The organism is Paraburkholderia sp. BR13439 (assembly GCF_040948805.1).
Lineage (GTDB): Bacteria > Pseudomonadota > Gammaproteobacteria > Burkholderiales > Burkholderiaceae > Paraburkholderia > Paraburkholderia youngii.
In genome coordinates this window covers 71467-97242 of record NZ_JBFPKN010000019.1, presented here as the reverse complement: position 1 = coordinate 97242, position 25776 = coordinate 71467, and the positions used below count along the sequence as shown (strand labels likewise).

The following is a 25776-nucleotide window of genomic DNA, read 5'->3' as shown; positions in this document are numbered from 1 at the left end:
AAATCTCACACTGCGATCGCGCGCAGCAGTTCGGTTTCGACCTGGATTTGCAGGCGATTGTCCGACAGGCTGTGTCCTTCGAGCAGGAACACGTCCTCGACGCGTTCGCCGAGCGTATTGATCCGCGCCGAGGCGACGCCGACCCGGTGCTCTGCCAGCACGCGCGCGATCGAATAAAGAAGGCCCGGCCGGTCGTTCGCCGACACGGACAGGATGTAGTATTGGCCGCGCTCATCGGCCCGCAGGTCGACACGCGGCGTAATCGGGAAGGTGCGCGACAGCCGCGACAGCCGGCCCTTCGACGGTCCCGGCAGCAAGGTGCCGTGGCCCGCGAGACGTGCAGTCAGTTCCTGCTCGACCAGATTGGCGATGTCGCGATAGTGCACGTCCTCTTCGGTGTGCGTGACGAGGAAGTTGTCGAGCGCGTAGCCGTGGCGCGTCGTGCTGACGCGCGCATCGAGCACCGACAGGCCGTTGCGGTCGAAATACGCGCAGATGCCCGCGAACAGATCGGGCTGGTCCTTCACGTAGACGAGCACCTGCAGCGCCTCGCCGATCGGCGACGGCCGCGCGCGCACGAGCGGCGTCGGCGTTTCGACGTGGCGGTACAGCACGCGGGTCTGCCACGCGATGTCCGCCGCGTCGTGCCGCAGGAAGTAGCCGACGTCGAGCTTGTCCCACAGCGCCCGTTGCGCGCCTTCCGGCACGGTTTCCAGACGCAGCAGCGCGAGCGCTTCTTCCTTGCGCGACTTCAGTTCCGAATGCTCGTCCGGTTGAGCGCCGCCCAGCACGGCGAGGCTGGTGCGGTAGAGGTCTTCGAGCAGTTTGCCTTTCCACGTGTTCCAGACCTTCGGGCTGGTACCGCGGATGTCGGCGACGGTCAGCAGATAGAGCGCGGTCAGACGCCGCTCGGTGCCGACCAGTTCGGCGAAGCGCTTGATCACTTCGGGGTCGCTGGTGTCCTGCTTCTGCGCGACCTGGCTCATCGTCAGATGCTGCTGCACGAGCCACACGACCAGCTCGCCATCCTCGCCTTCGATGCCGTGCTGCCGGCAGAAGCGCCGCGCGTCGGCCATGCCCAGCGTGGAATGATCGCCGCCGCGCCCCTTGGCGATGTCATGAAACAGCGCGGCCACGTACAGCACCCACGGCCGGTCGAAGTTGGCAATCAATTGGCTGCAGAACGGGTATTCGTGCGCATGCTCGGCGATCGCGAAGCGGCGCAGATTGCGCAGCACCATCAGGATGTGCTGATCGACGGTGTACACGTGATACAGGTCGTGCTGCATCTGCCCGACGATGCGCCGGAAATTCAGCAGATAACGCCCGAGCACGCTGGTCTGGTTCATCAGCCGGAACGCATGCGTGATGCCGGCCGGCTGTTTCAGGATTTCCATGAAAAGCCGGCGGTTCTCCGGGTCGCGCCGCCAATGCTGGTCCATCACGTCACGAGCGTTGTAAATCGCGCGCAGCGTGCGCGCCGACAGACCCTTCACGCCTGGGGTGCGCTCGTAAAGCAGGAACGCTTCGAGGATCGCGTTCGGCTCGCGCTGGAACACGTCGTCGGACGTGATTTCGAGCATGCCCTGCTTTTCGACGAAGCGATCCGACAGCACGCGCGTGATGCCGCTCGTATTCGGAAACAGCTGCGCCTCGATGTTCTGGATCAGGATCGTCGCGAGCTGCGTGACCGCTTTCGCGGCCCAGTAGTAGCGGCGCATCAGTTGCTCGCTCGCGCGCTTGGTTGCGGTCGGCTTGAAGCCGAAGCTTTCGGCGACCGGCGTTTGCAGGTCGAACACCAGGATGTCCTGACGGCGCCCGGCGATCACATGCAGCCGCGCGCGCAGCGCCTTCAGGAAGCTCTCGTTGCGGCGCAGCTCGCGCGCCTCGCGCTCGGTGATCAGTCCGCGCGCTTCGAGCTCGCGCCAACTGCTGCCGAACCCCGCCGCCTGCGTTATCCACAGGATCAGCTGCAGGTCGCGCAGCCCGCCCGGGCTTTCCTTGATGTTCGGCTCGAGCGCGTACGGCGTGTCCTGAAACTTCGCGTGACGCTGGCGCATTTCGAGCACCTTCGCCTGGAAGAACGCCTTCGGGTCGAGCGCTGCACGGTAGCGTTGGGCGAAATCGTCGAACAGCGCGGTGCTGCCGGTGATGCGACGGGCTTCCAGCAGCGAGGTACGCACCGTGACGTCGTTGGCGGCTTCCTCGAGGCATTGCGACACGCTGCGCACGCTGCTGCCGAGTTCCAGCCCGAGATCCCACGCGAGGCTGATGAAGCGCTCGATGCGCGCCTCCAGATGCTCGAGCCGCGTGTCGGGCAACAGCACCAAAATGTCGATGTCGGAGTGCGGCGCGAGTTCGCCGCGCCCGTAGCCGCCGACCGCGACGAGTGCGAGATCGTCGGGCAGTTCGCAGGTGTCCCAGGCGGCGCGCAGCGAATGGTCCGTGGCGCGCGCGAGCGCGGCCATCAACGCGTCGACGTTGGTGGCCGTTCGAAAGCGTTCCAGCAACTGGGCTTTGGCCACTTTGTAATCCGCCTTGAGCGACGAGGCATGGGAGGGGGCGACGGCTGGGACGCTACTCATTGGCAGACGGAAGGTGAGGTCGGAATCGGTCAGGCGGTAGCCGCGACCACGGGCGGACGCGCGGGCGTACCGGCCGACACGGTCAGCACGTCGTAGCCGGTCTCCGTGACGAGCACGGTATGCTCCCACTGCGCGGACAGGCTGCGGTCCTTGGTCTTGACGGTCCACTGGTCGGGCATCGTGCGGATATCGCGGCGGCCGGCGTTGATCATCGGCTCGATCGTGAAAATCATGCCGGCCTGCAATTCGAGGCCGGTGCCGGGGCGGCCATAGTGCAGGATCTGCGGATCTTCATGGAACACGGTGCCGATGCCGTGGCCGCAATATTCGCGCACCACGCTGTAGCCGAGGCCTTCGGCGTGCTTCTGGATCGCATAGCCGATGTCGCCGAGATGCGCGCCGGGGCGCACCTGGTCGATGCCGAGCCACATGCACTCGAAGGTAGCCTGCACGAGGCGCTTCGCCATGATCGACCCTTCGCCGACGATGAACATGCGGCTGGTGTCGCCGAAGTAGCCGTCCTTGATGACCGTGATGTCGATGTTCAGCGCGTCGCCGTTTTTCAGGGCCTTGTCGCCCGGAATGCCGTGGCAGATCACGTCGTTGACGGAAATGCAGGTGGCCTTCGGGTACGGCGGGTAGCCGGGCGGCTGATAATTCAGCGGCGCGGGGATCGTGCCCTGGTCCTTCAGCATGTATTCGTGGCACAGGCGGTCGAGCTCGCCAGTGGTGACGCCGGCCTTGACGAACGGCGTGATGTAGTCGAGCACTTCGCTCGCGAGCCGACAGGCGACGCGCATCTTCGCGACGTCGTCTTCGTTTTTGATGGTGATAGCCATGGTTTCCTCGGAAGCCTTGCTGGATAAGGCTTGCTGGGTGTTGCGGTGGCCTGGCGGAGGGCGTCTGGTGCACACGGAATGCCGGTCGATCCTTGACGATCCCCCGCGGGTGGCGGAATCGAGCCATTTTACAGCAGTGAGGGCGGGCTCGTTGCGCTGGATCAGGCGGTAATGGGCTAAAAGTGATCAAAATCGGCCAATTGGTGGGCCATAGGGCGCCAAGCCGGGATCCGGAGCCCGGCTGTGCGCTCCAGTGCGCATGGCTATCCGCCGGTGGTTGGGTCGGTTGAGTCGGTCGATCGTCGCGTGCTATACTCTTTGGCTAAGTCGGTCCTAGTCCGCTTTTATTCGCGAGTTCGCAAATTCGCGCATGGCAACTGGGCGGAACTGGCTTCTCGCGGCAATCCGGTTGCTGACGTCGTGAGCTGGAGAAAGCAGTGTCAGGCAACCAATTCGCAAACCGGCGCACCCAGGGTGTCGCCGCGTTCCAGCCAAAACAAAGGCGGGCGCGGCCGATACGGCAGCCGGCTTAAGACCCAACCCTCGTGGAGAATTTCATGGCAGTTACGATGCGTCAAATGCTGGAAGCAGGTGTCCACTTCGGTCACCAGACCCGCTTCTGGAACCCGAAGATGGCTCCCTTCATTTTCGGTCATCGCAACAAGATTCACATCATCAACCTCGAAAAGACGCTGCCGATGTACAACGACGCGCTGAAGTACGCGCGTCAGCTGGCATCGAACCGCGGCACGATCCTGTTCGTCGGTACGAAGCGTCAATCGCGCGACACGATCGCCCAGGAAGCGCAGCGCGCTGGCATGCCGTTCGTGAACGCACGCTGGCTCGGCGGTATGCTGACCAACTTCAAGACGCTGAAGGTATCGATCAAGCGCCTGAAGGACATGGAAGCGGCGCTGGAAGCCGGTGAAACCGAGCGCATGAGCAAGAAGGAAGCGCTGCTGTTCGAGCGCGAAATGGCCAAGCTGCAGAAGTCGATCGGCGGCGTGAAGGACATGGGCGGCATTCCGGACGCGATCTTCGTGGTTGACGTCGGCTACCACAAGATTGCCGTGACCGAAGCGAACAAACTCGGCATTCCGGTCATCGCCGTGGTCGATACGAACCACTCGCCGGAAGGTGTGGACTACGTGATCCCGGGTAACGACGACGCCAGCAAGGCCGTCGCCCTGTACGCGGCTGGTGTGGCCGACGCGATCCTCGAAGGCCGTGCCAATGCGGTCAACGAAGTGGTCCAGGCAGCACGTGGCGGCGACGGCGACGAGTTCGTCGAGGTCAACCCGGAAGCGTAAGGCTGCCCAGTGTCCGACATAAAAGGGGGCTTTCTACAGGCCCCCTTTTTTTAAGCCGCGACGCTTGTAACAGATGTTGTAACGGACATCTGGCAGAGTGCTCGAGGTGGCGTGACGCGCGTCGCTCGCAAAAATACGCGAAAACGCTGAAACGAATTCCTGCCGCCGGCATCGAAGTGCGGGCGGCATGTGACAGACAGAACTCAAGGAGCAAATGATGGCGGCAATTACCGCAAGCATGGTTGCAGAACTGCGCGCGAAGACCGACGCGCCGATGATGGAATGCAAGAAGGCGTTGACGGAAGCCGACGGCGATCTGGCGCGCGCTGAAGAGCTGCTGCGTGTGAAGCTCGGCAACAAGGCGAGCAAGGCGGCATCGCGCGTGACGGCTGAAGGCGTGGTCGCATCGTTCATCGGCGGCAACGCTGGTTCGCTCGTCGAGCTGAACTGCGAAACCGACTTCGTCTCGAAGAACGACGACTTCCTCGCGTTTTCGAAGAAGGTCGCCGAGCTCGTCGCGACGCAAAACCCGGCTGACGTCGCCGCGCTGTCGGCGCTCCCGCTCGACGGCTCGACCGTCGACGCAGTCCGTCTCGCGCTGGTCGGCAAGATCGGCGAAAACATGTCGATCCGCCGTTTCGAGCGCTTCGAAACCGCCAACAAGCTGGCCGCGTACCTGCACGGCACGCGCATCGGCGTGCTGGTCGAGTACACCGGCGCGGACGAGCAGGTCGGCAAGGACGTGGCAATGCACATCGCCGCGATGAAGCCGGTTTCGCTGTCGTCGGACGACGTTCCGGCGGACCTGATCGCCAAGGAGCGCAGCATCGCTGAACAGAAGGCTGCCGAATCGGGCAAGCCGGCTGAAATCGTCGCCAAGATGGTCGATGGCAGCGTGCAGAAGTACCTGAAGGAAGTGTCGCTGCTGAACCAGACGTTCGTTAAGAACGACAAGCAGACGATCGAGCAGATGCTGAAGGCGGCTAGCTCGAGCGTGCAGAAGTTCGCACTGTTCGTGGTCGGCGAAGGCATCGAGAAGAAGCAGGACGACTTCGCTGCGGAAGTGGCCGCTCAGGTCGCTGCTGCAAAGCAACAATAAGCGTTAGCTAAGTTTCACAGCCGTACCGTTTGGACCCGCGGCGAGGCAAGACCTCGCCGCGGTCGGCAGCACCGCAAGGCCGCGCACGGGTTGACCCTCGCCGCGCGGCCGCCGTTGGCGAACCTTTGGGTTCGCCAATTTGGCGGAGCTTGCCCGAATCAGTATTTCACCCCTACATTAGTCCCTTGTTGTTGCCCTGTTCTGCGCGATCTGGATACCTCTATGCCCACTGCCTATAAACGCGTCCTGCTCAAACTCTCCGGTGAAGCTCTGATGGGCGACGATGCCTTCGGCATCAATCGCGCGACCATCGAACGAATGGTGGCGGACGTGGCCGAAGTGGTCCGTCTCGGAACGCAGCTGGCCGTGGTGATCGGTGGCGGCAATATCTTTCGCGGCGTCGCGGGCGGCGCGGCGGGTATGGACCGCGCGACTGCCGACTACATGGGTATGCTCGCCACGATGATGAACGCGCTGGCGCTGCAGGACGCGATGCGCCATGCTGGCATCGAGGCGCGCGTGCAGTCCGCGCTGCGCATGGACCAGGTCGTCGAGCCGTATATCCGGCCCCGCGCGATCCGCCAGCTTGAGGAAGGTAAGGTCGTGATTTTCGCGGCCGGTACCGGCAACCCGTTCTTCACAACCGACACGGCCGCTGCATTGCGCGGCTCGGAAATCGGCGCGGAAGTGGTGCTGAAGGCAACCAAGGTGGACGGCGTCTATTCGGCCGACCCGAAGAAGGATTCGAGCGCGACCCGTTACACCACGATCAGCTTCGACGAGGCAATCGGCCGTAATCTGCAGGTGATGGACGCGACGGCTTTTGCGCTGTGCCGCGACCAGAAGCTGCCGATCCGCGTGTTTTCGATCGTCAAACCCGGTGCGCTGAAGCGCATCGTGCTAGGTGAGGACGAGGGCACCCTCGTCCACGTGTAAACTTCGTTTACATTACATGGGCTTTGACGCGAGCCCGGGCCGCCGCATCGCGCGTGCCGGGCGGCTCGCACCGTTTTGAAGGTTCGGAGGTTTAAAAATGTCTGTGGCTGATATCAGGAAGGGCGCTGAACAGAAGATGCAGCGCTCCATCGACGCGTTCAAAAACGACCTGTCGAAGATCCGCACTGGCCGTGCGCACACGGGCCTGCTTGATCATATCCAGTGCGACTACTACGGCTCGCCGGTGCCGATTTCGCAGGTCGCGAACCTGACGCTGATCGACGCTCGCACGATCGGCGTGCAGCCGTGGGAAAAGAAGATGGTTCAGGTCGTCGAAAAGGCGATCCGCGAGTCGGACCTCGGTCTGAACCCGGCCACGCACGGCGACGTGATTCGCGTTCCGATGCCCGCGCTGACCGAAGAGCGTCGCCGCGAGCTGACCAAGGTCGTGCGCAGCGAAGCCGAAACGGCCAAGGTGGCCGTGCGCAACCTGCGTCGCGACGCCAACGAGCAACTGAAGAAGCTCGTCAAGGACAAGGAAATTTCGGAAGACGATGAGCGTCGTGCCGGCGACGACGTCCAGAAGCTGACGGACAAGTTCGTCGCCGAAATCGACAAGCTCGTCACGACGAAAGAAGCCGAGATCATGACGGTCTGACGCCGTTCGGCTCAGTCTTTCTGATTTCCACTTCTTTACTGGCATTACTGTCCCGACGGCCATGACCTATACCAGCTCAACCGTGCGCGTGCCTGAAGTCGCCGCGGTGCCGCGACATATCGCGATCATCATGGATGGCAACGGCCGTTGGGCCACCCAGCGGCGTCTGCCGCGCGTGGCGGGCCATACGCGCGGCGTCGACGCGGTGCGGGCGGCCGTCGAGGCGTGCGCGCGGCGTGGCGTCGAATATCTGACGCTGTTCGCGTTCAGTTCGGAGAACTGGCGCCGTCCGAACGAGGAAGTGTCGTTCCTGATGCGCCTGTTCGTCACCGCGCTCGAGCGCGAGATCGGCAAGCTGCACGCGAACGGCATCCGTTTGCGCGTGGTCGGCGATCTCGAGCGTTTCGACGACAAGATCCGTGATCTGATCAAGCGCGCGGAAACCAAGACCGCGCGCAATACCCGTCTTACGCTGACCATCGCCGCGAACTACGGCGGTCGCTGGGACATCATGCAGGCCACCCGCAAGCTCGTCGAGCAGGCGGCTGCGGCCGGCAAACCGGTCGAGGTCAACGAGGACGCGTTCGCCGAGCATCTGTCGATGGCTTATGCGCCCGAGCCCGACCTGTTCATCCGCACCGGCGGCGAGCGCCGCGTCAGCAACTTCCTGCTGTGGCAGCTCGCCTACACGGAGTTCTATTTCACCGACACGTTCTGGCCGGATTTCGACGCCGACGCGCTCGGTCATGCCATCGCTTCGTACGCCGAGCGGGAACGCCGCTTCGGCCGCACCAGTGCTCAGCTCGAGCCGCAATCGCAGAACGTCGATTCGCTTCCATGCTAAAAACCCGTGTCATCACGGCGATCGTGCTGCTGGCAGTGTTCCTGCCTGTCACGCTGTTCGCGCCGGTCGGCGCGTTCGGCGCGCTGATCGCGTTCGTAGTCGTGTTCGCCGCGTGGGAGTGGGCGCGCCTGCTGAAGCTCGGCGGCGCGGGTCCGGTGCTGTACGCGCTCGTCGCGGCGCTCGGGCTCGTCACCAGCACGCGGCTGGGCATTGGCACGGAGCATGCGCGGCCATTCTTCCAGGCGGCGGCGATTTTCTGGGTGATCGGCGGTCCTTTCGTGCTGCTGCGCAAGCCGGTGCTCGCGCAGGGCGCGTGGCGCGCCTTTCTGTTTCTTGCCGGCATCGTCGGTTTCATCGCGTGCTGGCATGCTCTCGTCGCCGCGCGCATGCTCGGTGTGCCGTTCGTTCTGTCGCTGCTGCTATTGGTATGGCTCGCCGATATCGGCGCATACTTCTCGGGGAAGGCGTTTGGCAAGCACAAGCTGGCACCCGCCATCAGTCCGGGTAAAACCTGGGAGGGCGCGATCGGCGGCTGGTTGCTGGTCATGATCGTCGCGGCGGCGGCGATCTTTTTGCACGCGTTCGAGCCGACCCTGTACTCTGCGCTGCTGGCGCAACTGGGCGCGCTACGCACGGTGCTCGCGCTGACCCTGCTGGTGGTTTTCAGCGTGGTCGGTGATCTGTTCGAATCGATGATGAAACGCCAGGCCGGCGTCAAAGACTCGAGCGGCCTGTTGCCGGGGCACGGCGGCGTGCTCGATCGCATCGACGCATTGTTGCCGGTGCTGCCGCTCGCGATGCTGCTGCTCGGCTAGAGAAAAGAGATATGCAAAAACGTCTGACATTGCTCGGTTCCACGGGCTCGATTGGAGACAGTACGCTCGACGTGGTCGCGCGCCATCCCGAGCGTTTTTCCATTTACGCGCTGAGCGCGCATCGCAACGGCGACAAGCTCGTCGAGCAATGCCTGCGCTTCGCGCCCGAAGTGGCGGTGGTCGGCGACGCCGACACGGCCGCGAAGGTGGCCGCGAATCTGCGCGATGCGGGCAGCAAGACCGAGGTCACGTACGGGCCGCAGGCGCTCGTTGACGTCGCGAAGAGCGAGGGCTGCGACACGGTGGTCGCGGCGATCGTCGGCGCGGCGGGTCTCGCGCCCAGCCTCGCCGCGGCGCGCTCCGGCAAACGCATTCTGCTCGCGAACAAGGAAGCGCTGGTGATGTCCGGCGCGATCTTCATGGACGCGGTGCACGACAACGGCGCGGTCCTGCTGCCGGTCGACAGCGAACACAACGCGATTTTCCAATGCCTGCCGCGCGAAGCATCGCTGCATGGCGGCGTCTCGAAGATCATCCTTACCGCATCGGGCGGCCCCTTCCGCACCCGCGAACCGGCCACGCTCGTCGACGTGACGCCTGACGAAGCCTGCAAGCATCCGAACTGGGTGATGGGCCGCAAGATCTCGGTCGACTCGGCGACGATGATGAACAAGGGCCTCGAAGTGATCGAGGCTCATTGGCTGTTCAATCTGCCCGGCGAGCGCATCGACGTGCTGATCCATCCGCAGAGCGTGATCCATTCGCTGGTGTCGTACGCGGACGGCTCGGTGCTCGCGCAGCTCGGCAACCCCGACATGCGCACGCCGATCGCGCACGCACTCGCGTTTCCGGATCGCGTCGATTCCGGCGTCGCGCAGCTCGATCTCGCGGAGATTGCGTCGCTGTCGTTCGAAAAACCCGACTACGCGCGCTTCCCGTGCCTCGCGCTCGCGATGAAGGCGCTGGCCGCAGGCGGTGTCGCGAGCGCGGCGTTGAACGCCGCCAACGAGATCGCGGTGGAGGCGTTCCTCGCGCGCCGCATCGGCTTCATGGCGATTGCGCAGGTGGTCGACTCGGTGCTGAACGCATTACCGAACCGCAGCGCGCACGCGCTCGACGACGTCATCGAAGCGGACGCCGCGGCGCGCCGTGCTGCTACCGAATTCATCGTGCGTCTGCCCGACGGCGTCCGTCGCACGGAACGCGCCGTCCAGTGAGGCGTTTATGAATCTGCTGATCGAACTGCTCGCTTTCGCGGTTGCGATTGGCGTACTCGTGGTGGTCCACGAGTACGGGCACTACAGCGTCGCGCGTCTGTGCGGCGTGAAGGTGCTGCGTTTTTCGATTGGCTTCGGCAAGCCGCTGGTTCAGTGGGTCAGTCAGAAGACGGGCACCGAGTGGACGATTGCCGCGCTGCCGCTAGGCGGCTACGTGAAGATGCTCGACGAGCGCGAGGCCGGCCCCGGCTCGGTTGCCGACGCGGATCTGCCGCATGCGTTCAATCGCCAGTCGGTGTGGCGGCGCTTCGCGATCGTCGCGGCCGGTCCGGTCGCGAATTTCCTGCTTGCGATCGTGCTGTTCGCACTCGTGTTCGCGACTGGCGTGACCGAACCGGCGGCCGTGATCGCCACGCCCGCGCCGAATACACCCGCCGCGCTGGCGGGCTTCGAGGGCGGCGAGACGATCGTCGGTGTGCGCACCGGCCATAGCGACGAGACCGAGCCAGTGCGCTCGTGGTCGGATCTGCGCTGGAAGCTGCTCGGTGCCGCGTTCGATCAGCAGCGCATCGTGCTCAGTGCAAAAGACGCGCACGGCACCTCCGATTTTCCGATGGACCTGCGCGGCATCGGCGAGAAAGACGTCGACGACGATCTGATGTCACGCCTCGGCTTCGAGCCAGGTGGCGGCAAGCTGACGGTGGCCGGCGTACAGGCGGGCAGCGCCGCGCAGAAGGCGGGGCTCGTCGCGGGCGACCGACTGCGCGCGATCAACGGTACGCCGACCGATAATGCCGCGGCCTTCATCGCCTTTGTAAAATCGCACGCCGGCGTGCCGGTCACGCTGCGGGTGGAGCGCGGCGGCCGCGGCGGACATACGGCGGGCGCGCTCGAAGAGATCACGATCGTGCCGCAACTGCAGCGCGATGCGGCGAGCGGGCAGCAGATCGGCCGCATCGGCGCGGAGCTGGCGACCCAGGTGCCGTCGATCGAAGTGCGCTACGGCCCGCTCGACAGCCTGCGCCTCGGCGCGCGCCGCACCTGGGATCTCGCGGTGTACTCGGTGCGGATGTTTGGCCGGATGATCGTCGGCGAGGCATCGCTGAAGAACCTGTCCGGTCCGGTGACGATCGCCGACTACGCGGGAAAGAGCGCACGTCTGGGTCCTTCCGCGTTTTTGTCGTTCCTTGCCCTTGTCAGCATTAGCCTTGGCGTGCTGAACCTGCTACCAATTCCGGTATTGGACGGGGGTCATCTGTTATATTATTTGGTTGAAGCTGTGACCGGTAAAGTTGTCTCTGATCGCTGGCAACTCGTTTTTCAGAGGGCGGGTCTTGCCTGCATCGTCGCGTTGTCGGCGATTGCGCTGTTCAACGATCTGGCTCGTTTAATCCATTTTTAAAGTGTCCGGCGGCGTTCTCGAGGGCGGCCGCCAGGCCTGATGCAGCTATACACACTGGGGAAGCACGTTGTTCAAACCTCATCGCTTTGGTCCAAAGACGGTTATAGCCGCGGCGTTCGCCGCGCATGGGCTGGTTGCTCATGCAACGACGCCCTTCGTGGTGCAAGACATTCGCATTGAGGGATTGCAACGCGTCGAACCGGGTACGGTGTTCGCGTACCTGCCCATCAAACAAGGCGATACCTTTTCCGACGACAAGGCTTCTGAAGCGATTCGCGCGCTGTACGCGACGGGCTTCTTCAACGACGTCAAGATCGCAACCGAAGGCAACGTGGTGGTGGTGCAGGTGCAGGAGCGCCCGGCCATCGGCACGATCGACTTCGCCGGCATCCACGAGTTCGAAAAGGACAACCTGATCAAGGCGCTGCGCGCGGTCGGGCTGTCGCAAGGCCGCTACTTCGACAAGGCGCTGGTCGACAAGGCCGAGCAGGAATTGAAGCGCCAGTACCTGACGCGCGGTTTCTACGCGGCCGAAGTCACCACGACGATCACGCCGATCGACCGCAACCGCGTCGGCATCCTGTTCTCGGTGGCCGAAGGTCCGAGCGCGAAGATCCGCCAGATCAACTTCATCGGCAACAAGACATTCAGCACCGGCACGCTGCGCGACGAAATGCAGTTGTCCACGCCGAACTGGTTCTCGTGGTACACCAAGAACGACCTGTACGCGAAAGACAAGCTCACCGGCGACCTCGAGAACCTTCGCTCGTTCTACCTGAATCGCGGCTTCCTCGAGTTCAGCATCGAATCGACCCAGGTGTCGATCTCGCCGGACAAGAAGGACATGTACCTGACCATCACGCTGCATGAAGGCCAGCCGTACACGATTTCGAACATCCGCCTCGCCGGCAATCTGCTCGACCGCGAAGCGGAGCTGAAGAAGCTCATCAAGATCAAGCCGGGCGACCGCTTCTCGGCCGAAAAGCTGCAGGCCACCACGAAGGCGATCGTCGACAAGCTCGGCGAATACGGTTACGCGTTCGCGACCGTCAATGCCCAGCCGCAGATCGACCAGAACAACCACACTGTGGACCTGACCCTGCAGGTCGACCCGAGCCGTCGCGTGTACGTGCGCCGCATCAACGTGGTCGGCAACACCCGCACGCGCGACGAAGTGGTGCGCCGCGAAATGCGCCAGCTCGAAAGCTCGTGGTTCGATTCGAACCGCCTCTCGCTGTCGAAGGACCGCATCAATCGTCTCGGCTACTTCACCGACGTCGACGTGACCACGGTGCCGGTCGAAGGCACGCCCGACCAGGTTGACATCGACGTGAAGGTCGCCGAAAAGCCGACCGGCGCAATTACGCTCGGTGCAGGTTTCTCGTCGACGGACAAGGTGGTGCTGTCGGCGGGTATCTCGCAGGACAACGTGTTCGGCTCCGGCACGAGCCTCGCGGTGAACATCAATACCGCGAAGACGTACCGTACGCTGACGGTCACGCAGGTCGATCCGTACTTCACGGTTGACGGCATCAAGCGGATCACCGACGTCTACTACCGTACGTACCAGCCGCTGTACTACTCGACCGATTCGAGCTTCAAGATCGTCACGATGGGCGGCGACCTGAAGTTCGGCATTCCGTTCTCCGAAGTCGATACCGTGTACTTCGGCGCGGGCTTCGAACAGAACCAGCTGGACGTCGATGCAAATACCCCGGCTTCGTATAAGCAATACGTGAATGACTTCGGCCGGGTGTCGAACAACGTGCCGCTTACGATTGGCTGGTCGCGCGATGCGCGCGACAGCGCGCTCGTGCCAAGCCGCGGCTACTTCACGCAGGCGAACGCAGAATACGGCACGCCGATCGGCGGTACCCAGTACTACAAGGCCGACATCAACGCGCAGTACTATTACTCGTTTGCGCGCGGCTTTGTGCTGGGCTTCAACTTCCAGGGCGGCTACGGTAACGGCCTTGCTGGCAAGCCTTATCCTATCTTCAAGAACTATTACGCGGGCGGTATCGGTTCGGTGCGTGGTTACGAGCCGAGCTCACTGGGTCCGCGTGACAAAACGACCGGCGACCCGATCGGCGGCTCGAAGCTGCTGGTGGGCAATATCGAGTTGACGTTCCCGCTGCCCGGGACCGGTTATGACCGGACGCTGCGTGTGTTCACCTTCCTGGACGCTGGTAACGTCTGGGCGGACGCGAGCACGGCAGCGACGTCGACTGGCGCGAACGGTCTGCGTTACGGCTATGGTGTGGGTCTCGCGTGGATCTCGCCGATCGGCCCGCTCAAGTTGAGCCTTGGCTTCCCGCTCACGAAGCACACGGGCGACCAGTATCAGAAGTTCCAGTTCCAGATCGGGACCGCGTTCTGATTGGGCGGCGGGCGCTCCCGGCGGCCGGCTGCGGCGGCGGGCGCTCCCGGCGGCGAGCCCGGCCAAACTACAGTATCGAGAGGATGACTTTGCTAACCGGTATGTTTTCGAAACGTGTAGCGTGCGCATTGGCGCTGGCAATGACCCTCGGGGTCGGCATGGCGCACGCGCAGGAGGCGAGAATCGCTGCGGTGAATTCCGACCGCATCCTGCGCGAATCGGCTGCGGCGAAAGCCGCGCAGCTGAAGCTCGAGGCCGAATTCGCGAAGCGGGACAAGGATCTCGCCGACATGGCGCAAAAGCTCAAGTCGATGTCCGATGCACTCGACAAGAATGGCGCGACAATGTCGGCGACCGATCGCGCGCAGAAGCAGCGCGACCTGTCGCAGCTCGACTCGGACTTCCAGCGCAAGCAGCGTGAGTTCCGCGAAGACCTGAACCAGCGCCGCAACGAGGAACTCGCGGCGGTGCTCGATCGCGCGAACAAGGTCATCAAGCAGATCGCCGAAACGCAGCACTACGATCTGATCGTGCAGGAAGCGGTGTATGTGAGCCCGCGCATCGATATCACCGATCAGGTGCTGAAGGCACTGGCGGCATCGGGCAACTAAGGGCAACCGAGGGCGGCGCACGGTCGCCCCGCGCGCGTTGGCGCGCTCCCTCGCAATGATTGAACAGGTTGGAGACAGGATAGGCATGGCATTTAAGCTCGAGGACATCGTCCAGCGGTTCGGCGGTGAGGTTGTCGGTAACGGGTCGCAGCGCGTGAGCAGTCTCGCGCCGCTCGACCAGGCAGGCCCGGACCAGTTGGCGTTCCTCGCCAATCCGAAATATCTGTCGCAAGTCGAAACGACCCGCGCCGGCGCGGTGCTGATCAATGCCGGCGACCTCGCGAAGCTCGCTTCACGCGAAGGTCGAAACTTCATCGTCACGCCGAATCCCTACGCTTACTTTGCGCGCATCGCGCAAACCTTCATCGACCTCGCCGCGCCTAAGCCCGTTCCCGGCGTGCATCCGAGCGCAACCATCGACCCTTCCGCGCAGGTCGCCGCGAGCGCGGTGATCGGTCCGGGTGTCACCGTGGAAGCGGGCGCGGTGATCGGCGAGCATGCGCGGCTCGACGCCAACGTCGTGATCGGCCGCGGCACGCGTGTCGGCGCGAACGCGCATCTGTATCCGAACGTGACCGTGTACCACGGCTGCAAGCTCGGCGAGCGCGTGATCGTGCACGCGGGCGCGGTGATCGGCTCGGACGGCTTCGGCTTCGCGCCCGACTTCGTCGGCGAGGGCGACGCGCGCACCGGCAGCTGGGTGAAGATTCCGCAGGTCGGCGGCGTGTCGATCGCGAACGACGTCGAGATCGGCGCGAACACTACGATCGACCGCGGCGCGATGGCCGACACGATCATCGAGGAGTGCGTGAAGATCGACAACCTCGTGCAGATCGGCCACAACTGCAAGGTCGGCGCCTACACGGTGATCGCGGGCTGTGCGGGCATCGCGGGCAGCACGACCATCGGGCGTCACTGCATGATCGGCGGCGCGGTCGGCATTGCCGGACACGTGACGCTGGCCGATAACGTGATCGTCACCGCGAAGTCGGGCGTGTCGAAATCGCTGCTGAAGCCCGGCATGTATACGAGTGCGTTCCCGGCCGTGAACCACGCGGACTGGAACAGGAGCGCCGCGCTGCTGCGCAATATCGACAAGCTTCGCGATCGCATCAAGGCGCTGGAGAGCGCCGCCGCCGACAAGGCCGGCAGTGCCACTGACGGCGCCGCAGGTCAACCCGCAGGCAACAAGATCTGACAGTTATCCCGGCGACCCACCGGCACCGCGTAAAATAGTGGTCGAGCATCATGAAGCAAAGCCGGTGGCCGTGACCGGGTGGCACGGCCACCGGTCAATCAAGGCGGCGGTCGCGCGCGTTTTCAACCCACCTGCACCAGCATCCGCAGTCATCATCGCGCAGTCAATGCGTGAGCAGAAACACCATGAGCACCGAAAAAATCAATCTCGACATTCATAAGATTCTCACGCTGCTGCCGCATCGTTATCCGTTCCTGCTGGTCGACCGGGTGCTCGAACTCGAACCGCACAAGAGCATCAAAGCGTTGAAGAACGTGTCGATCAATGAGCCGTATTTCCAGGGACATTTCCCGACGCGGCCGGTGATGCCAGGCGTGCTGATCCTCGAAGCGCTCGCGCAGACCGCGGCGCTGCTGACGTTCTCGGAAGAGCCGAGCGATCCGTCGAACACGCTGTACCTGTTCGTCGGCATCGACAACGCGCGCTTCAAGCGCGTGGTGGAACCGGGCGATCAGCTGATCCTGAACTGCACGTTCGAGCGTCACATGCGCGGCATCTGGAAGTTCAAGGCGCGCGCCGAAGTGGATGGCGTCGTCGCGGCGGAAGCCGATCTGATGTGCGCGGTGCGCCACACGGACAAAGACGCGTAAAGCTGGCGTCCGGGCAGGTCGCGGCGTGGCACGGCAGGTGCGCGGCCCCGGCGGCAAGGCCATCCACACAACGCAACAGAATCAGAAGCGAGGACGCATGAGCAGGATCCATCCCACCGCGATCATCGAAGCGGGAGCGCAGCTCGACGAATCCGTCGAAGTCGGGCCCTATGCGGTGATCGGCGCACACGTGACGATCGGTGCGCGCAGCACGGTTGGCTCGCACAGCGTGATCGAAGGCTATACCACGATCGGCGAAGACAACCGCATCGGCCATTACGCATCGGTCGGCGGCCGTCCGCAAGACATGAAGTACCGGGACGAGCCGACCAGGCTCGTGATCGGCAACCGCAACACGATCCGCGAATTCACGACGATCCACACCGGCACGGTGCAGGATGCGGGCGTCACCACGCTCGGCGACGACAACTGGATCATGGCCTACGTGCACATCGGTCACGACTGCCACGTCGGCAGCAACGTGATTCTGTCGAGCAACGCGCAAATGGCCGGCCATGTGACGATCGGCGACCACGCGATCATCGGCGGCATGTCCGGCGTGCATCAGTTCGTGCGCATCGGCGCGCATGCGATGCTCGGCGGGGCGTCGGCGCTCGTGCAGGACGTGCCGCCCTATGTGATCGCCGCGGGCAACAAGGCCGAGCCGCACGGCATCAACGTCGAAGGGCTGCGCCGCCGCGGTTTCTCGGCTGACGCGATCTCGGTGCTGCGCTCCGCATATCGCGTGCTGTACAAGAACGGCCTGTCGCTCGAAGAAGCGAAGGTGCAATTGAAGGAACTCGGTTCGGCCGGCGGTGACGGCGACGCCCCGGTGCAGACGCTGCTCGCGTTCGTCGAAGCGTCGCAGCGCGGCATCATCCGCTAACCGATGACGTTGCAACCCAATCCGCCGCGCATCGCGATGGTGGCCGGCGAGCCGTCCGGCGACCTGCTCGCCGCGTCGCTGCTCGACGGTCTCGCCAGCCGGCTGCCGGCCGCCACGCAGTACTACGGCATCGGCGGTCCGCGCATGATCGCCACCGACTTCGACGCCCACTGGCCGATGGAAAAGCTGACGGTGCGCGGCTATGTCGAAGCACTGCGGCACATCCCCGAAATCCTCGGTATCCGCAACGAGCTCAAGCGTCAGCTGCTTGCCGAGCCGCCGTCCGTGTTCGTCGGCGTCGACGCGCCCGACTTCAACTTCGGGCTCGAGCATGCGCTGCGCGACGCCGGCATTCCGACCGTGCACTTCGTTTGCCCGTCCATCTGGGCGTGGCGTGGCGGGCGCATCAAGAAGATCGCCAAGGCGGTCGACCACATGCTGTGCGTGTTTCCGTTCGAAACTGCGCTGCTCGAAAAGGCGGGCGTCGCGGCGTCGTACGTCGGGCATCCGCTGGCCGATCAGATCCCGCTCGAACCCGACACGCGCGGCGCGCGCCGAGCGCTCGGTCTGGCGGAAGGCGGGCCGGTGATCGCGGTGCTGCCTGGCAGCCGGCGCTCCGAGATCGACCTGATCGGCCCGACGTTCTTCGCGGCGATGGAGATGATGCAGCACCAGGAGCCCAGCGTGCGCTTCGTGATGCCGGCGGCGACGCCCGCGTTGCGCGCGCTGCTGCAGCCGCTCGTCGATGCGCACCCGGGCCTCGCGCTGACCATCATCGACGGCCAGTCGCAACTCGCGATGACCGCCGCCGACGCGATTCTCGTGAAGAGCGGCACCGTCACGCTGGAAGCCGCGCTGTTGAAAAAGCCGATGGTGATTTCGTACAAGGTGCCCTGGCTGACCGGTCAGATCATGCGCCGCCAGGGCTATCTGCCGTACGTCGGCCTGCCGAACATCCTGGCCGGGCGTTTCGTGGTGCCGGAGATCCTGCAGCACTTCGCGACGCCGCAGGCGCTTGCCGAGGCGACGCTGAAACAGTTGCGCGACGAAGCGAACCGGCGCACGCTGAAGGAAATCTTCACGGAGATGCACCACGTGCTCAAGCAGAACACCGCGCAGCGCGCGGCCGAAGTCGTGGCGAGCGTCGTCGAGCAACGGGCGGGGCGGCCATGAACCCCCCGCGCTCGCCTCGCCGCAAGACCGCGGCCGCCGTTCGGGTGGTCGCGCAAGCCGGCCTGAACTTCGAGAGCGCCGACGACATCGTCTGCGGCGTCGACGAAGCAGGGCGCGGACCGCTGGCCGGACCGGTCGTCGCGGCGGCGGTGATTTTCGATCCCACCAAACCGATGATCCGCGGCCTCGACGATTCGAAGGCGCTCACCGCACTCAAGCGTGAAGCGCTGTACGGCAAGATCGTCGAGCGCGCGCTCGCGTATTGCATCGCATCGGCGACGGTCGAGGAAATCGATTCGCTGAACATCCTGCACGCCACCATGCTCGCGATGAAGCGCGCGGTCGAGGGCCTGTCGGTCGTGCCGACGCTCGTGAAGGTCGACGGCAACCGTTGCCCGACGCTCAGCATCCGTAGCGAGGCGGTGATCGGCGGCGACGCGCTCGTGAAGAGCATTTCGGCGGCGTCGATTCTCGCGAAGGTCGCGCGCGACCGCATGCTGCTCGAACTGCACGAGGCGTATCCCGTGTATGGCTTCGACGCGCATGCCGGCTACGGCACGCCGCAGCATCTCGCGGCGCTGCGCGACCATGGGCCGTGCGAGCATCATCGGCGCTCGTTCGCGCCGGTGCGCGAAGCGCATCTGCGGTTCGGCACCGGCGTGCCGTTGCCATCGGCGGACGCCGTCATCGTGGCCGACGCGCTGCTGCTCGACGACGATGCATTCGGCGACGCCGGCCTCGCGTGACTGACCGCATCCGCACGGCTCGAACGCGGTCCGCGCTCGAGCGCCGCTGATTTGCCACTGATTCGTCGCTGCTCCCATTTCCATTTCTCACCGCCTTCGCTGCCTGTGAAAGCCATCACCTCGCGGGACAATCCGCTCTACAAGCGCCTGAAGGCACTGGCCGGCTCGACGCATCAACAGCGCCGCAGCGGCCACGCGCTGCTCGAGGGCTTCCATCTCGCGAGCGCGTATCTCGACGTCGCCGGTCAGCCGGAGCTCTGCGTCGTCACCGACGGCGCGCTGCGTCACGACGAAGCGCAGGCGATCGTTTCGCGCATCGACGAGCATCGGCTCGTGACGCTGCCGGATGCGTTATTCGGACAGTTGTCGAACGTCGTGCATGGCGTTGGAATTCTGCTGCTCGTCGAGAAGCTGGATGCGCCGCTGCCCGAGCGCGTCGAGCAAAACTGTCTGGTGCTCGACGGTGTGCAGGACGCGGGCAATGTCGGCTCGATTCTGCGCAGTGCGGCGGCCGCGAGTATCGAACACGTGTTCTGCGCGCCGGGCACCGCGTACGCGTGGTCGTCGAAGGTGCTGCGCTCCGGCATGGGCGCGCACTTCCTGTTGCAGATTCATGAGGATGTCGACGCGAGCGCGCTGATCGAACGTCTCGCGGTCCCGATCGTCATCACCGATTCGCACGGCGCCGAAGCGATTTACGACTGCGACCTGAGCAGACCGCTTGCGTGGGTGTTCGGCAACGAAGGGGCGGGCGTGTCGCAGGTGTGGCGCGATGCCGTGTCGTTGCGGGTGACGATTCCGCAGCCTGGCGGCATGGAATCGCTGAACGTGGCGGCCGCGGCGGCCGTCTGCGTGTTCGAGCAGTGCCGGCAGCAGCGCGGCCGTAAAAAGTAGACGTCAGTGGCGTTGCGCGGGCGCTGGCCGGCAAAGCTACGCCTGCTCGGCGGTCGGTCAATACGACGGCCGATCCAGCTTGATCTCCTGCAGGATCGTCGTCGCGATCTCCTCGATCGACTTGTGCGTCGACGACAGCCACTTGATCCCCTCGCGCCGCATCATCGCTTCCGCTTCGTTGATCTCATAGCGGCAGTTTTCCAGCGCCGCGTACTTGCTGCCCGGCCGCCGCTCGTTGCGGATCTCCGACAGCCGCTGCGGATCGATCGACAACCCGAACATCTTCTGCCGATGCTCGAGTAGCGGCGTGGGCAGCTTGCCGCGTTCGAAATCTTCTGGAATCAGCGGATAGTTCGCCGCTTTCACGCCGTACTGCATCGCCAGATAAAGGCTCGTCGGCGTCTTGCCGCTGCGCGACACGCCGACGAGGATCACGTCGGCGTCCGCGAGATTGCGGTTCGATTGACCGTCGTCGTGCGCGAGCGAGAAATTGATGGCCTCGATCCGGTTCTTGTACTCCTCGGTGTCCGCGTTCTGGTGGCCGCGGCCCATCGCGTGACTCGACTTCAGCTCCAGCTCCTGCTCGAGCGGCTCGACGAAGGTCTGGAACATGTCGAGCACGAGTGCGTTCGAATCCTTCACGATCTGATTCGACGAGCTATCGACGAGCGTGGTGAACACGATCGGACGACGGCCGTCCTGCACGACCGCTTCGTTGATTTTTTCGAGCGTTGCGTAGGCCTTCTCGGTCGAGTCGACGAATGGCACGCGGACCAGGCGGAATTTCTGGTCGAACTGGGAGAGGATCGAATGCGCGAAGGTTTCGGCAGTGATCCCGGTACCGTCTGAGACGATGAATACGGTGGGCGGCATCAGTGGGGCTGTGAACGTGAAAGGCAAATGAGCCAGCAAAGCGCGGCGCGGGAACGCGCTTGGATCAAACCGCGCAGCGGCGCGCGGCCGGCCTCGCAAAAGCCGGCTGGCTGGGCCGGGGCGCGATTCGAGACGCAATTCTCGACCGACTGCCACATTTGGGGAGTCGGCACGGTAGAATAGCGGCAACCTGTTGGATAAGCAATTGCAGGCGATTGGCCGCTAAATTACCGCGAACGGTCGTTCAACCTCCCGTCATCTGGCGTAAATATGCGTTGAACGTAAGGGATCGGGCGGTAACTGCGTTGATTGGCGTTCTTCGCCGGCGCCGTCTCGGTCACGTTCGCGGCCGGCGTCTCCATGCAACGCATCTCTGCCTTAACGGCGATTGCTTATCTAACAGGTTGTGCAAGACACGGGGTCGAGCTTCCAATGGGCTGCCCGTGTTCAAGCCCACTTGCACAGTCGTGAATTTCTTTCACACTTAGGGGCTTGTATGACTAACGCAGTTACCGGCGCAAAGGACAAGGCGTATGTAGTTCCGTTCGAGCAGTTGCGGATGACCGACGTGGAAATCGTCGGCGGCAAGAACGCGTCGCTGGGCGAGATGATCAGCCAGCTCGCGGAAGCCGGTGTGCGCGTGCCGACCGGCTTCGCGACCACCGCGCTCGCGTTCCGTGACTTCCTGCAGCACAACAATCTGACCGAACGCATCGCCAAACGTCTCGAGACGCTCGACGTCGACGACGTGAAGGCGCTCGCCGAAGCGGGCAAGGAGATCCGTCAATGGATCGTCGACGCGCCGCTGCAGCCGCAGCTCGAGGCTGACATTCGCGCGGGGTTCGACACGCTGCAAAAGAGCTCGCCCGAAGAGCTGTCGTTTGCCGTGCGTTCGTCCGCGACCGCGGAAGACCTGCCCGACGCATCGTTCGCCGGTCAGCAGGAAAGCTATCTGAACGTGGTCGGCATCGACGACGTGCTCGATCGCATGAAGCACGTATTCGCGTCGCTGTACAACGACCGCGCTATCTCCTATCGCGTCCACAAGGGCTTTACGCATGCTGAGGTCGCGTTGTCGGCGGGCGTGCAGCGCATGGTGCGCTCGGACGTCGGCGCCGCCGGCGTGATGTTCACGCTGGATACCGAATCGGGCTTCAAGGACGCCGTCTTCATCACGTCGAGCTATGGCCTCGGCGAAACCGTCGTGCAGGGCGCGGTGAATCCGGACGAGTTCTACGTCTTCAAGACCACGCTCGCGCAGGGCAAGTACCCGATCATCCGCCGCTCGATCGGCTCGAAGCTGATCAAGATGGAGTTCACGAAGCCGGGCGAGCCGGGCCGCGTGAAGACCGTCGACGTCGCGCACGAGCAGCGCAACCGTTTCTCGATCACCGACGAAGACGTGATCGAACTCGCGAAGTACGCGGTCATCATCGAAAAGCACTACCAGCGTCCGATGGACATCGAGTGGGGCAAGGACGGCCGCGACGGCAAGATCTTCATCCTGCAGGCGCGTCCGGAAACGGTGAAGAGCCAGGGCGGCGGCAAGGCCGAGCAGCGCTTCAAGCTGAAGGGCCAGTCGAACGTGCTGGCAACGGGCCGTGCGATCGGTCAGAAGATCGGCGCGGGTCCGGTGCGCGTGATCCACGATCCGTCGGAGATGGACCGCGTGCAGCCGGGCGACGTGCTCGTCGCCGACATGACCGACCCGAACTGGGAGCCGGTCATGAAGCGTGCGTCGGCGATCGTCACGAACCGTGGTGGCCGCACCTGCCACGCGGCGATCATCGCGCGTGAGCTGGGCGTGCCGGCGGTGGTCGGCTGCGGCGATGCGACCGACGTGCTGAAGGACGGCGCGCTCGTCACCGTGTCGTGCGCGGAAGGCGACGAAGGCAAGATCTACGACGGCCTGCTCGAAACGGAAGTCACCGAAGTGCAGCGCGGCGAATTGCCGCCGATTCCGGTGAAGATCATGATGAACGTCGGCAATCCGCAGCTCGCGTTCGATTTCTCGCAACTGCCGAACGCAGGCGTGGGTCTCGCGCGTCTCGAGTTCATCATCAACAACAACATCGGCGTGCACCCGAAGGCGATCCTCGAGTACCCGAACGTCGATCAGGACCTGAAGAAGGCGGTCGAAAGCGTCGCTCGCGGTCACGCGTCGCCGCGCGCGTTTTACGTCGACAAGCTGACCGAAGGCATCGCGACGATCGCGGCGGCGTTCTATCCGAAGCCCGTCATCGTGCGTATGTCGGACTTCAAGTCGAACGAGTACAAGAAGCTGATTGGCGGTTCGCGCTACGAGCCGGACGAGGAAAACCCGATGCTGGGCTTCCGCGGCGCATCGCGCTATATCGCCGAAGACTTCGCCGAGGCGTTCCAGATGGAATGCGTCGCGCTGAAGAAGGTGCGTGAAGAGATGGGCCTCGACAACGTCGAGATCATGGTGCCGTTCGTGCGTACGCTGAAGCAGGCGGAGCGCGTTGTCGGGCTGCTCGCAAAGTTCGGCCTGAAGCGCGGCGAGAAGGGCCTGCGCCTGATCATGATGTGCGAAGTGCCGTCGAACGCGATCCTCGCCGAAGAGTTCCTGCAGTACTTCGACGGTTTCTCGATCGGCTCGAACGACCTGACGCAACTCACGCTCGGCCTCGACCGCGACTCGGGCATGGAACTGCTCGCCGTCGATTTCGACGAGCGCGATCCGGCGGTCAAGTTCATGTTGAAGCGCGCAATCGAAACCTGTCTGCGTCTGGACAAGTACGTCGGTATCTGCGGTCAGGGTCCTTCGGATCACCCGGACTTCGCGCAGTGGCTGACTGACGAAGGCATCAAGTCGATCTCGCTGAACCCCGACACGATCATCGATACATGGCAGCAGCTGGCAAAGGCAAAGGCGTAACTCGCGAGGTATCGAATGTCGCTGCGCAGGCGGCATTCAGCACGCGTTAAGGGCACGTCCGCTTCGTGCTATAAACACCCCGGTAGATCCGGGGTGTTTTGCTTTGTGGAGGTCGACGTGGCGCCTGGTGGACTGTTCTGGTGGATCGGGGCGGGTGTGCTTGTCGTGCTGGAGCTGATGAGCGGCACCTTCTATCTGTTGATGATCGCGTTCGGCTTCGTCGCGGCCGCGCTTGCGCGCATTGCCGGCGCCGGGCCCGATCTGCAGTTCGTGGTGGCGGCGCTGGTCGCGCTTGCGGCCGTCGTGGCGCTCAGACGCTCGCGCTTTGCCCGTCGCAGGCGCGAGCAGGCGTCGCGCAATCCTGATGTCAATCTGGACATCGGGCAGACGTTGAACGTGCCGGCCTGGCAGGGCCGCAAAGCACGCGCGACCTATCGTGGCGCCGCATGGGACGTCGAGCTGGCCGCGGGCGAGCCCGAAGACGCACAGGTCTACGAGATCAGGGAGTTGCGCGGTAGTTGTCTGGTCGTCGTCGCGAGCCGGCAGCCGAAGGCGCGCGCGAGCGCGACCTGACGATCTGAACCGGAGTGTTGGGTGCGGTGTTCGCCACACGCGCTCCGATGTCCCTTCACAAAGCGAAGCACCAGAGCCTCATCTGAACACGCAGGGCCGACCAACCTGTGCACAACAATTCGAAGCAGAAGCGGAGGGTAGCGATATGGATTCAACCATCGTCGGGGCAGTGCTGCTGATCGTCGTGATCGTGCTCGCGTCGCAGACCATCAAGATCGTGCCGCAGCAGCATGCGTGGGTGCTCGAGCGCCTCGGCCGCTATCACGCGACGCTGACGCCGGGTCTGAGCTTCGCGTTTCCGTTCGTCGATCGGGTCGCGTACAAGCACGTGCTGAAGGAAATTCCGCTTGAAGTGCCGAGTCAGGTCTGTATCACGCGCGACAACACGCAACTGCAGGTCGACGGTGTGCTGTATTTCCAGGTCACCGATCCGATGAAGGCATCGTACGGATCGAGCAACTTCGTGTTCGCGATCACGCAGTTGTCGCAGACCACGCTGCGCTCGGTTATCGGCAAGCTGGAGCTCGACCGGACTTTCGAAGAGCGCGATTTCATCAATCACAGCATCGTTTCCGCGCTCGACGAGGCGGCCTCGAATTGGGGCGTAAAAGTGCTGCGCTACGAGATCAAGGATTTGACGCCGCCGAAGGAAATCCTTCACGCGATGCAGGCGCAGATCACCGCCGAGCGCGAGAAGCGCGCGCTGATCGCGGCCTCGGAAGGGCGCAAGCAGGAGCAGATCAATATCGCGTCGGGCGGCCGCGAGGCGGCGATCCAGACGTCCGAAGGCGAGCGGCAGGCGGCGATCAACCAGGCGCAGGGCCAGGCCGCGGCGATTCTGGCGGTGGCCGAGGCGAACGCGCAGGCGATCCAGAAGATCGCCGCGGCGATCCAACTGAACGGCGGCATGGACGCGGTCAATCTGAAGGTGGCCGAACAGTACGTGAACGCGTTTTCGAACCTCGCGAAGCAGGGCACGACACTGATCGTGCCGGGCGACATGTCGAACATGAGTTCGATGATCGCGTCCGCGCTGACGATCGTGAACAAGGGCAGGGCGGCAGCGGAGCCGCCGCGAAGCGACCTGCGCTGACGAACTGAGCAATCGGCGCGCAATGAGCGCGTGACAAAAAGCAAATGGCCCGCACATCGATGTGCGGGCCATTTTTCTGCGTGAGCCGCAAACGA

The 25776-nt window shown here is 63.9% G+C and carries 22 protein-coding genes; 19 read left to right on the top strand and 3 right to left on the bottom strand.

The annotated features are described in order from the left end of the window. Positions 1–5: 5 nt before the first annotated feature. Together AB3X96_RS30825 and map are read right to left on the bottom strand one after the other, a co-directional pair. On the bottom strand, positions 6–2585 hold the full coding sequence (locus AB3X96_RS30825; RefSeq protein ID WP_368592668.1) for a [protein-PII] uridylyltransferase: 2580 nt from the start codon (positions 2583–2585) through the stop codon (positions 6–8). A 29-nt stretch (positions 2586–2614) separates the two neighbouring features. Next, entirely contained in the window at positions 2615–3499 is an 885-nt protein-coding gene (gene map / locus AB3X96_RS30820) for a type I methionyl aminopeptidase (protein ID WP_368592667.1), read from the bottom strand. 482 nt (positions 3500–3981) lie between these two features. On the opposite strand from map, the gene rpsB reads away from it, so the two are divergent. From rpsB to AB3X96_RS30740, 16 genes are all read left to right on the top strand, one after another. Then, on the top strand, positions 3982–4734 hold the full coding sequence (gene rpsB / locus AB3X96_RS30815) for a 30S ribosomal protein S2 (RefSeq protein WP_013089705.1): 753 nt from the start codon (positions 3982–3984) through the stop codon (positions 4732–4734). A 217-nt stretch (positions 4735–4951) separates the two neighbouring features. Next, positions 4952–5833, top strand: a complete 882-nt coding sequence (tsf, locus tag AB3X96_RS30810) for a translation elongation factor Ts (protein WP_176108287.1) — start codon at positions 4952–4954, stop codon at positions 5831–5833. Between the two features lie 222 nt (positions 5834–6055). Then, the gene (pyrH, locus tag AB3X96_RS30805; RefSeq protein WP_013089703.1) at positions 6056–6769 is read left to right on the top strand and encodes a UMP kinase; all 714 of its coding nucleotides are present in this window, start codon (positions 6056–6058) and stop codon (positions 6767–6769) included. 97 nt (positions 6770–6866) lie between these two features. After that, positions 6867–7427 carry a ribosome recycling factor gene (frr, locus tag AB3X96_RS30800; RefSeq protein WP_013089702.1) on the top strand — a complete coding sequence of 187 codons (561 nt, stop codon included), beginning with the start codon at positions 6867–6869 and terminating at the stop codon, positions 7425–7427. 61 nt (positions 7428–7488) lie between these two features. Next, positions 7489–8271, top strand: coding sequence for a polyprenyl diphosphate synthase (uppS, locus tag AB3X96_RS30795; RefSeq protein ID WP_176108288.1), 783 nt, complete (start codon positions 7489–7491; stop codon positions 8269–8271). Continuing rightward, positions 8265–9086 (top strand): phosphatidate cytidylyltransferase, encoded by an 822-nt coding sequence (locus AB3X96_RS30790; protein ID WP_176124972.1) that lies wholly within the window; start codon positions 8265–8267, stop codon positions 9084–9086. Before uppS ends, AB3X96_RS30790 begins: the two co-directional genes overlap by 7 nt. 11 nt (positions 9087–9097) lie before the next feature. Beyond that, positions 9098–10303 (top strand): 1-deoxy-D-xylulose-5-phosphate reductoisomerase, encoded by a 1206-nt coding sequence (locus AB3X96_RS30785; protein ID WP_368592666.1) that lies wholly within the window; start codon positions 9098–9100, stop codon positions 10301–10303. 7 nt (positions 10304–10310) lie between these two features. Then, a complete protein-coding gene (gene rseP, locus AB3X96_RS30780) occupies positions 10311–11705 on the top strand; it encodes an RIP metalloprotease RseP (protein ID WP_368592665.1) in 1395 nt (464 codons plus the stop codon). 67 nt (positions 11706–11772) lie between these two features. Further along, a complete protein-coding gene (gene bamA, locus AB3X96_RS30775; RefSeq protein WP_176108292.1) occupies positions 11773–14085 on the top strand; it encodes an outer membrane protein assembly factor BamA in 2313 nt (770 codons plus the stop codon). A gap of 89 nt (positions 14086–14174) precedes the next feature. Continuing rightward, complete coding sequence (locus AB3X96_RS30770) at positions 14175–14696, top strand: OmpH family outer membrane protein (RefSeq protein ID WP_026225318.1); 522 nt, start codon at positions 14175–14177, stop codon at positions 14694–14696. Between the two features lie 85 nt (positions 14697–14781). Beyond that, positions 14782–15894, top strand: coding sequence for a UDP-3-O-(3-hydroxymyristoyl)glucosamine N-acyltransferase (gene lpxD / locus AB3X96_RS30765; protein WP_368592664.1), 1113 nt, complete (start codon positions 14782–14784; stop codon positions 15892–15894). Between the two features lie 185 nt (positions 15895–16079). Further along, positions 16080–16544, top strand: a complete 465-nt coding sequence (gene fabZ / locus AB3X96_RS30760) for a 3-hydroxyacyl-ACP dehydratase FabZ (RefSeq protein WP_176108294.1) — start codon at positions 16080–16082, stop codon at positions 16542–16544. A 97-nt stretch (positions 16545–16641) separates the two neighbouring features. After that, entirely contained in the window at positions 16642–17430 is a 789-nt protein-coding gene (gene lpxA / locus AB3X96_RS30755; protein ID WP_176108295.1) for an acyl-ACP--UDP-N-acetylglucosamine O-acyltransferase, read from the top strand. A 3-nt stretch (positions 17431–17433) separates the two neighbouring features. Continuing rightward, positions 17434–18603, top strand: a complete 1170-nt coding sequence (gene lpxB / locus AB3X96_RS30750) for a lipid-A-disaccharide synthase (RefSeq protein WP_368592663.1) — start codon at positions 17434–17436, stop codon at positions 18601–18603. After that, positions 18600–19349, top strand: a complete 750-nt coding sequence (gene rnhB / locus AB3X96_RS30745; RefSeq protein WP_368592662.1) for a ribonuclease HII — start codon at positions 18600–18602, stop codon at positions 19347–19349. The genes lpxB and rnhB overlap by 4 nt, the downstream gene beginning before the upstream one ends. Positions 19350–19454: 105 nt before the next feature. Next, positions 19455–20243 (top strand): RNA methyltransferase, encoded by a 789-nt coding sequence (locus tag AB3X96_RS30740; protein WP_176124979.1) that lies wholly within the window; start codon positions 19455–19457, stop codon positions 20241–20243. A 57-nt stretch (positions 20244–20300) separates the two neighbouring features. On the opposite strand, the gene AB3X96_RS30735 is transcribed toward AB3X96_RS30740, so the two are convergent. Next, positions 20301–21116: a pyruvate, water dikinase regulatory protein gene (locus AB3X96_RS30735; RefSeq protein WP_013089690.1), complete on the bottom strand. Its 816-nt coding sequence runs from the start codon at positions 21114–21116 to the stop codon at positions 20301–20303. Positions 21117–21612: 496 nt separating this feature from the next. On the opposite strand from AB3X96_RS30735, the gene ppsA reads away from it, so the two are divergent. From ppsA to AB3X96_RS30720, 3 genes are all read left to right on the top strand, one after another. Then, entirely contained in the window at positions 21613–24015 is a 2403-nt protein-coding gene (ppsA, locus tag AB3X96_RS30730; protein WP_176108300.1) for a phosphoenolpyruvate synthase, read from the top strand. A gap of 117 nt (positions 24016–24132) precedes the next feature. After that, a complete protein-coding gene (locus AB3X96_RS30725) occupies positions 24133–24588 on the top strand; it encodes an NfeD family protein (RefSeq protein WP_176124981.1) in 456 nt (151 codons plus the stop codon). 145 nt (positions 24589–24733) lie between these two features. Next, positions 24734–25681 (top strand): SPFH domain-containing protein, encoded by a 948-nt coding sequence (locus AB3X96_RS30720; protein WP_176108302.1) that lies wholly within the window; start codon positions 24734–24736, stop codon positions 25679–25681. Positions 25682–25776: the final 95 nt, after the last annotated feature.